The organism is Coleofasciculus sp. FACHB-712 (assembly GCF_014695635.1).
Taxonomy (GTDB): Bacteria; Cyanobacteriota; Cyanobacteriia; order Cyanobacteriales; family FACHB-T130; genus FACHB-T130.
Genome location: NZ_JACJOQ010000472.1, coordinates 1 through 7626 on the forward strand (window position 1 = coordinate 1; position 7626 = coordinate 7626).

Consider the following 7626-nt stretch of genomic DNA (forward strand, 5'->3'; position numbering starts at 1 on the left):
CCAAAAGCTAAGTTAACGATATCGCTAGCAATTCCCATCTGTTGCAGCGCCATTGCTGAAACCAGGGCGATAATCGCAATCCGAGCAGTTTGTCCGAGTATCCGCGCTTGGCGAGTACCGGAACTGGTAATCAAGTTAAAGGCGAGGTTCGCGAGATACAGACCAATCGCAAACACCACCAAACCGGCGAGAATGCGACCTAATATCACCACAATGCCGCTGACCAACAGAGTCAGCGCCGGAATTTGCAGAATATTGGTTGCTGCTACTGTCGCAAACAGCATAATGCCAACCAATACCACAATCCCGGCGAGTTCTGACGGGGTGCGGGTGGGAGGCGTCGGTTCCTGAAGGATAGTTTCTTGTCCGGTAGGCGGTATCTGTGCCTCTGGAGCCGGAGGTAGAATTGGCGTGGCGCGGGTGTAAGGCTTAGATTGGAGTCCCAGCCAGTAGAAAATATTGTTGAATCCGATGCTGGTGAGGATGTTGGTGACTAACTCTGAAACAAAGTGTCCAACTACATAAGCGATGCCGAGAATCAACGCCGCTGTAAAGATTAGCGGAATCGCGTTGAGAATCTGGGTCAACATGGCGATCGCTGGAACCGAAATTGCCGCAATTCCCAAAGCATTGAGAGCAGCGATCGCGGTGGGGATTAAAATCAGAACAAAAACAATTGTCCCGATCAGCCAAGAAAGCGTTTGTCCGCCGGTTGCCCGTGAAATTCCAAATCTCGCACCCAACCGATCCGTTCCGGTTGCTGTCAGCAGATTCGTAACAATCCGCCGCACCACCTGCGCCAGCAACCAACCTGCTGCACCGATGACGATAGCCGTCAAAATATTCGGTACTGCTGCCAAAATTTGATTTAGCAGGTTATTAACCGGACCCAGTGCCTGCTGTAGCTGTAGGGCATCTAAGATCAGCGGTAAAAATAGCAAAAAGATGAACCAGTACAGAGCGTTGCCTAAGGTATCGCTCAGAGAATACTGGTTTGTCCTTGGCGTCGTACCCCCTGGCGTCGTATCCCCCGGTGCCGTACCTCCCGTTTGTTCGCCCAAACGTTCGTCTAACCGCAGCGCCCGCAGTCCCCGCGTTACCACTAGCTTTGTCAAGGTTGCCAGTACCCAGGCAATTCCTAACAGAATCGCTGCACTGACCAGTTTGGGGATGAACTGAGTAACTTGCTCTAACAGAGTGTTAAGAGGGCCAGCAACCGCTGTTAGTTTTAACGTCTGTAAACTAGCAACGATGGCAAAGAGCATAATCAGCCAGAACACCACGCTGGAGATCCATTTCTCCACAGGTGGCCCTTCTTCAGCCCCTTGGCGACCCGTAATCCAAGCTGCTAAACGATTATCGATGTTTGTGCGATTCAGCAGTCCTCGCACCGCCGCCGCCGCCAGTGAAGCCACGATCAAGCCAACGACTAACGCTAGGATCGCCTTAATCAGATCCACTAGCGAATTGCCTAGGTTGAGACCCAGCCCTGAGATAATACTGTCAACCGAAAAATTATTGGTTGCGGGAGCGGTTTCAGCCGCCGGTACGGGTGTACTCTGCGCTAACAACCCGTTCAACCTGAGTGGCACCTCTCGAAAGAGAGTGAGTGTAATTCCTTGCCAAGTTCCATTCATGGTGTTCTGAGTTAACGTCGGATGGGCAAATATACAAAAGTTACGCTGCTAAGCAGGAATCGCCAAGACTTATCCTACACGCCGATCAATTCTCTAGCTGCTGATTGGAAAATAAAAAACTGACTAAAACAGGATGAGATAGATATAGACCAACGTTCTCAGTTTTTAATCTATCTTTATAGATAAATAAGGCGAAAAAATCGCAAATATCCGACTTTTAGCGGTGCTTCCCGATTTGCGTTTCTGTAGCGTTCGCTTCCAGTAAGCTGTATAGTATGTCTCCTACTGAAGTTTTCGAGCAATCTATCCAAATCAATGCTAGTGCAACGGTGGTTGAGCGCTGCATTACCGATCGTGTCTTAATGCATCGATGGCTGAATCCGGCGTTGCGGTGCGAACCAGTCGGAGAGTGGCGAACAGATGTGGGGAGTCAAAGTCGGTTTATTATTCAAATTCCCTTATTGCAACCCACGCTCGAAACGGTGGTTGTGGAGCGAGAACCAGGGCTAATTGTCTGGGGATTTGAAGGATTTTTCAAAGGACGCGATCGCTGGGAATGTCAGCCAGAGGCAACGGGAAAGGGCACACGCCTGCTGAATCGCTTTGAGTTTGAAATTCCCAGTCCTTTCGTGCGTTGGGGTTTTAATACCTTCGCCGCTGCCTTGACGAAAGCCGATATGCAAGCTCAATTGCGACGTCTCAAACGAATCGCAGAAGAGATGGATCGCGAATAAGTAGCGAATAACTAATAGATATCTTGTTCGATTTGTGTCAGTAATTGGCGAATCACGCCAGCATCCTCCGCATTGGGAAGTATCGCTAGATAAATGTTTAAATCTTGGGATGCTTCTGACCAGCGTCCCATTTGGAAGTAGAGAAGACCGCGATCGCGCAATTCCATCGGTGCATCTGGGAACAACAGCAAAATCCGTTCCACTGTGGCAAGTGCTTTTTGTAACTCCTGGCGGTTCAGGTAAATCATTTTCAGATTTGTCAGCATCCGCGTCAAAAAGCGCCGAGAACTCACGGGTTCTACGAAAGTCGCTTGCAGTTGCACTGACTGTTGGTAAATCTTCGCAAGTCTATCTCTGCAATCTTGCTCAAACAGAATCTCGCCGCGATGGAAGGCATCCACGAAGATTCCTACATCCTCAAACTGTGGGCGAATCAGGAAATGCCCCGGCATCCCCACCCCAACCATCGGAAAATCAATGCGTCGTGCAATCTCTAAATAAACTAGCGCTAGGGCGATCGGGATGCCAGTGCGCCGATCGATTACATCATTTAAAAAGCTATTGCGGGGATCGTAATAGTTCTCGTTATTTCCAGTAAAACCTAAGTCGTCGTAAAGATACTGATTGATAGTTTGAATCACCCGCAGGGGATATCGTTGGGCAGGTAGGCGTTCTTGTATCTCCGCTGCCATTGTATCGAGGGCATTGAGGTATTCATCCGGGTCGAGGTCTGGATATTCTTCCTGAGCAATGTCCAGAGCAGCTTTTGCCAGATTAATTTGCTCATCTGGCTGATTAATTTCCTGATAAAAGGATAGGCGACCCAGTGGCAAGTTCATGGCAATTCAATTGTTTAGCGAAACTCTTCCTCTGATTGTAGAAAACAACGTGCTATCTCGCTTGTAACTAAAGGATAATTAGTAACTTAGCTGTGCTAGCCATCTAACTACAAATCGGTGAGCAGCCTTGCCTTTCTAAGAATAAATGTTAGTACGGTTTCTTCCCTAGAAATAATCTCTGCGGCAATTTCCATTCCTGGTTGAATCGGATAGGGGCGATCGCCTTTGATCAGATTTATTTTTTCTGGCTGGATGGTTACTTCGTAGGAGGGCGGAACCGCAGGAGCGTTGGCGTTATTATTTTCAGGCGCGATCGCATCGGGTGCGATCGCGCTCACTTTTCCGGAGAGAGTTCCATAATCGGGATAGGGATAGGCAGAAACCCGCATTTGTACCTTTTGCCCAACCGCCACTTTCCCGATATCCTGAGCCGCTACCCGCGCTTTCACGATGAGTGGCGTGTTGCTGGGAGCAATTTGAGCAATTGGTTCGGCTGCACGCACCACCTGAGAGGCATTTCGCAGTTCTAGTTTGAGGATGGTGCCAGATGCTGGAGCACGAATCACGCTTTTTTGCAGTTCCATCCCGATTTGTTTGAGTTCGCGGGTGTCGCTGTTGAGTTGATTTTGAATTTCAATTTGACGCTGAATCAGGGTTTTTCGTTCTTTGTTCAATGTTGCTAAGGTAGATTCACCCGTTGCTCTTTCTTGAGCGATTCGCTCGTTAGCAATTACTACGGGTGCCGCACTGGGATTAAGCATGGCTTTTGCCCGTTGTAGTCTCGCTTGCGCGGCTTTGAAAGCTTCTTCTTTTTCCTTGATTTGCAGTTGAGCGATCGCGCCCGTATTTGCTAGCTGTTGATATTGATTCATCTGCACCCTTGCTAAATCCACAGATGCCTGTGCTTCTTGCACTTCTGCCTTCGTTGTAATTTGCTTTTCTTGATAGTCTCGTTGATTGCGACCCAGATCCGCTTGCGCTGAGGCAATGTTGCGATTCATCAAGTTCCACTCTGCCTTTTGCTGGCTGTCAAGGGCACTGATTTGAGCTGCGATTTGACTCAGTTGCAGTTGGTTATTCTGGATATTGCCTTGCAGTTGGCTTTTTTTCGTCTGGAGTTGGGAGTTATCCAAGATAGCGATCGCATCCCCTTGTTTCACGACCTGATTTTCTTTCACAGAGATGCTTTTAATCGTTCCTTCTGTTGCAGCTTGCACGATTCGCAGCTCACCTATAGGACGCACAACGGCAGCAGCTTTAACAGTAATGTTGTACTGCGTATAAGCGGCAAGCATCACAGCTACCCCAAAAGTACCGACTAAAAACAATCCCCCTAGCGTTGTCCATCGGCTGATGGGAGGAAGAAATTCGTCGCTAGAGACTGGGCGGAGAAAGTCGGGGTTGCTGTCACTAAGCATGATTGTCCCATTCAGTGAATGAGTGTTCTCTACTATGATTGCATTTACTTTAAATAAAATTTAATTTCTTTGCCATCGTTTAAAATTTGAGCAGTTAATCGCTTTTTCCTAGCACAGCCTGTTGTCTGAAATTTACACAATACTTTTTGTTGATTTTTTAAAATTATTAAATTAATTAGGAGTCGTGTTGGTTGAAAGCGTGTTTGTTTTGATGTAAAACCCTACCTCAGAGGGGTACGGTCATTTAAGCTACCGAGTAAAACTCTAATTAGTTAACAACAATACACTTGAAAATTTAGGAGGATTTTATGCCCCATCCCTTTGATCTAGCGCTTTCCGAACTGGGAACGGTGGAGTTCAATCTTCTAGAAGAACTCACGGATGAGGAAGCTGCCACCATTACAGGCGGTTTTCACACACCCACGACACCTGGCAGCATACCGATTGGAGGGAATGTTGTCACTCCACTGGAAGTTAACGATGAGGGGGGGTATTTTATCACCCTGTGGCTTGGTGAAGAAGGTGGTTATGTAACGATCCCAGCGACACTCCCTGAAGACGGAGGCAACGGACTGCAATAACCTTATTGAAAGTAATGTCCGATTAACTTTTTTTCCTGAAATCATTGATTATTAAGGCAAAATTGAGCTGGTTCTTCAGGTAGAATCAATGGAATTGGGGCACTTTTTAAAGAAAAGCTGCAATTCTATATTCTTTTGTAAGTAGTCTCTAGAGCAGTTTTGCTCTATCGCATCTTTTTTATTTTGCCTAAAGGACGGAACTGGAATCTGCAAGGCATCAAAAACGTGTTTTGGAAGAAATTTTCTGTGATAAGAATCCTTCATTAAAGGATTCTTACCAGCAATAGATTTTCAAAGGAATGCGATGAGTACCTTGCGATCGCTCTTTTCAAAAATGCTGCGTTTATTACTTGATGGCAAAGAAAAACTCGTGGCTTGGGCCTGGGTTTGGTTAACCATGAAAAAACCCACCCTAATTTTAAAATAGGGGGGTTGCCATGTGGTTTGACTGAATAGTTGCAGCGAATAAATTGACGATTTAACTGCTAGTAACTGTTAAATTTCCTCCAGTTCCAGTCAAAGTTCCATCCACGATTGATATTGTTGCTGGTTCTGTTAGTTGAGCTGTATAGCTGGTATCGTCAATCGTGAAACTGATGTTAAATGGACTGAGATTGAGAGTGCCATTGGGAATCTCAGCCTTCAAATCGTCAAAGTCAAAACTGAATAAATCTAAACCTCCAGCCACTGCCTCTTGTTCCTGTTCGGATAGTTCTGCAAACAGGGATTGGTCTTGAGGTTGCATTGGTTGGTTGTTTGCACCTACAGTCATGATGTTGCCCTCAAAATAAACTTTGAAGCGTTGGAAACTTGTGCCGTGCTTAAAACTTACGTAAATAAAAACAGCTTTTCCTCCCACTTTTGGGAGATTAGCATTTGATACCGTTGGTTGTAATAATGCAGTCGGCTTTGTGTGCGTAGTCGGTATGGGCAACTTTTCGCGATCGCTTCTAACCGGCGAAGTCAACAAACTGGATGACGCCTCGCTGTCCATTGGTTAACCAGTGAGGATCTTCTTCGTTAAGTGTGTTTATCTGAGTTGGCTGTAAACCTGCCACCAGTTCCGATTTGAGGGTGCGTAGTGCCACTAACGGTGCTGGGAAGTAGCAGGCAATGTCTTGAAAAGGGGTAGTAAAATCCCAGTGGCGATTGCCTAAACAGCGGCGGTAGTTAGCATCTCCTTTAATAAAAATTAGGCTGGCGGGTGCTAACTCTTGTCGCAAAGCTTCGGGCATTTCCCAGAAAGGCAAGGGCATTGTCCAAAATAAATCGTCATAGCATCGCAAACGACCGGAAGCGATCGCGTCTTGCAAGCGCAGAGAAAGCGATCGCACTTCTCCATCAATGTCAGCAGCCAAAACCTCTAAAGTGTGGTGCAGATCCTGAATGGTCGCATCTGAGACGAAGATAGGATACCGCTTCAGGTGCAGGGAAATCTCAGCCGCCTGAGTGGTTAGCAGAAAATCTGCCAAGCACAAATCGCAGACGAGTTCAAAACCAGCATTATCGACGATGAAGTCAATTCTTCCCCCATCAAGGCTGGCAATCCTGTCAGCAATCATGGGTGTATCATCGACCAAAATATGAGCCTCTTCGTGCTGAATTTCCTGACGGCTGCGATCGCTTTCTCCAGCCTCAATAGGCCAAAGGCTGAGATCGGCGCGGTTGCCCCACAGTGAAAAATAGAGCAGTGGGATTAAACGAGTATGGCGATCGCTGGCGTTAGTCCCAATCCTAGCGGCGATTGCCCGGATTGAATCCATTGCTGTTTCCAAACCCAAGCGTTTTTGCAACCAGTAGGGATCTAGGCCTTGGCTCGATCCTGGCAGAAAGTAATCGGTTGCTTCCACAATCCGCCGGAAAAAGTATAACTCTGCAAATAACCAGGGAATGTCTATCCAACGCTTCCCCAGAAAAGGAGCCAAATATGTTGTCCACGCAGCCAAATCTGGGCCATTGTCATCTTTGAGCGATCGCACGATCCCGTTCGGCAAGTCTCGGATCAAAGTTTCCAGGTTGTCTACAATCGACGCCGGAAAGTCGTTTTCAGCGATCGCTCGCTGCGCGATCTCAGGCATTCGCTTCAAAAGCGTCATGTTCGCAAACGAACCTTCCTCCGACATCATCAGCGGTGGAGGAAGCGGTAATCGAGGCTTTAAAATCTGCTGTGACATTAGGCGATAGCGCTTTTTATCATGTGTCGAAAGTAATTCTACTTAAACAGCAATTTTATTGACTCTACAATCTGGTCACATAAAGCTCATCAAGCCAAAACCCTCAAGCTTGAGAACTCTTGCCGATTAGGATGGATTGGGAGCATCTTTTGCAAATATCCATGAGCCTAACCGAACAGATTCTATCTCAGGTACCGGGAAATCCTCTCCTCGGACTGCGTAAAGCCGATAGCCTTTGGCAAG

The 7626-nt window shown here is 47.0% G+C and carries 7 protein-coding genes; 2 read left to right on the plus strand and 5 right to left on the minus strand.

Going from position 1 to position 7626, the window contains the following annotated elements:
• On the minus strand, positions 1-1637 hold a 1637-nt coding region (locus tag H6F50_RS15260; RefSeq protein ID WP_190429346.1), incomplete at its 3' end, for a mechanosensitive ion channel.
• 275 nt (positions 1638-1912) lie between these two features.
• Between H6F50_RS15260 and H6F50_RS15265 the strand changes: the two genes are divergently transcribed.
• Positions 1913-2371: an SRPBCC family protein gene (locus tag H6F50_RS15265; RefSeq protein ID WP_190429347.1), complete on the plus strand. Its 459-nt coding sequence runs from the start codon at positions 1913-1915 to the stop codon at positions 2369-2371.
• An 11-nt stretch (positions 2372-2382) separates the two neighbouring features.
• Here the strand turns inward: H6F50_RS15265 and H6F50_RS15270 are convergent, their stop codons facing one another.
• Both H6F50_RS15270 and H6F50_RS15275 read right to left on the minus strand, forming a co-directional pair.
• Entirely contained in the window at positions 2383-3210 is an 828-nt protein-coding gene (locus H6F50_RS15270) for a SirB1 family protein (RefSeq protein ID WP_190410003.1), read from the minus strand.
• 107 nt (positions 3211-3317) lie between these two features.
• Positions 3318-4628: an HlyD family efflux transporter periplasmic adaptor subunit gene (locus H6F50_RS15275; RefSeq protein WP_190429348.1), complete on the minus strand. Its 1311-nt coding sequence runs from the start codon at positions 4626-4628 to the stop codon at positions 3318-3320.
• 308 nt (positions 4629-4936) lie between these two features.
• Here H6F50_RS15275 and H6F50_RS15280 point away from each other — a divergent pair, with 308 nt between their 5' ends.
• Entirely contained in the window at positions 4937-5209 is a 273-nt protein-coding gene (locus tag H6F50_RS15280; RefSeq protein ID WP_190429349.1) for a hypothetical protein, read from the plus strand.
• A gap of 478 nt (positions 5210-5687) precedes the next feature.
• On the opposite strand, the gene H6F50_RS15285 is transcribed toward H6F50_RS15280, so the two are convergent.
• Both H6F50_RS15285 and H6F50_RS15290 read right to left on the minus strand, forming a co-directional pair.
• Positions 5688-5981 (minus strand): hypothetical protein, encoded by a 294-nt coding sequence (locus H6F50_RS15285; protein ID WP_190410007.1) that lies wholly within the window; start codon positions 5979-5981, stop codon positions 5688-5690.
• Positions 5982-6159: 178 nt separating this feature from the next.
• Entirely contained in the window at positions 6160-7383 is a 1224-nt protein-coding gene (locus H6F50_RS15290; RefSeq protein ID WP_190429350.1) for a damage-control phosphatase ARMT1 family protein, read from the minus strand.
• Positions 7384-7626: the final 243 nt, after the last annotated feature.

Coding starts and splice junctions, on each gene's coding strand:
- H6F50_RS15265 (WP_190429347.1), top strand. CDS start 1,913: ATGTCTCCTACTGAAGTTTTCGAGCAATCTATCCAAATCAATGCTAGT.
- H6F50_RS15270 (WP_190410003.1), bottom strand. CDS start 3,210: ATGAACTTGCCACTGGGTCGCCTATCCTTTTATCAGGAAATTAATCAG.
- H6F50_RS15280 (WP_190429349.1), top strand. CDS start 4,937: ATGCCCCATCCCTTTGATCTAGCGCTTTCCGAACTGGGAACGGTGGAG.
- H6F50_RS15290 (WP_190429350.1), bottom strand. CDS start 7,383: ATGTCACAGCAGATTTTAAAGCCTCGATTACCGCTTCCTCCACCGCTG.
- H6F50_RS15285 (WP_190410007.1), bottom strand. CDS start 5,981: ATGACTGTAGGTGCAAACAACCAACCAATGCAACCTCAAGACCAATCC.
- H6F50_RS15275 (WP_190429348.1), bottom strand. CDS start 4,628: ATGCTTAGTGACAGCAACCCCGACTTTCTCCGCCCAGTCTCTAGCGAC.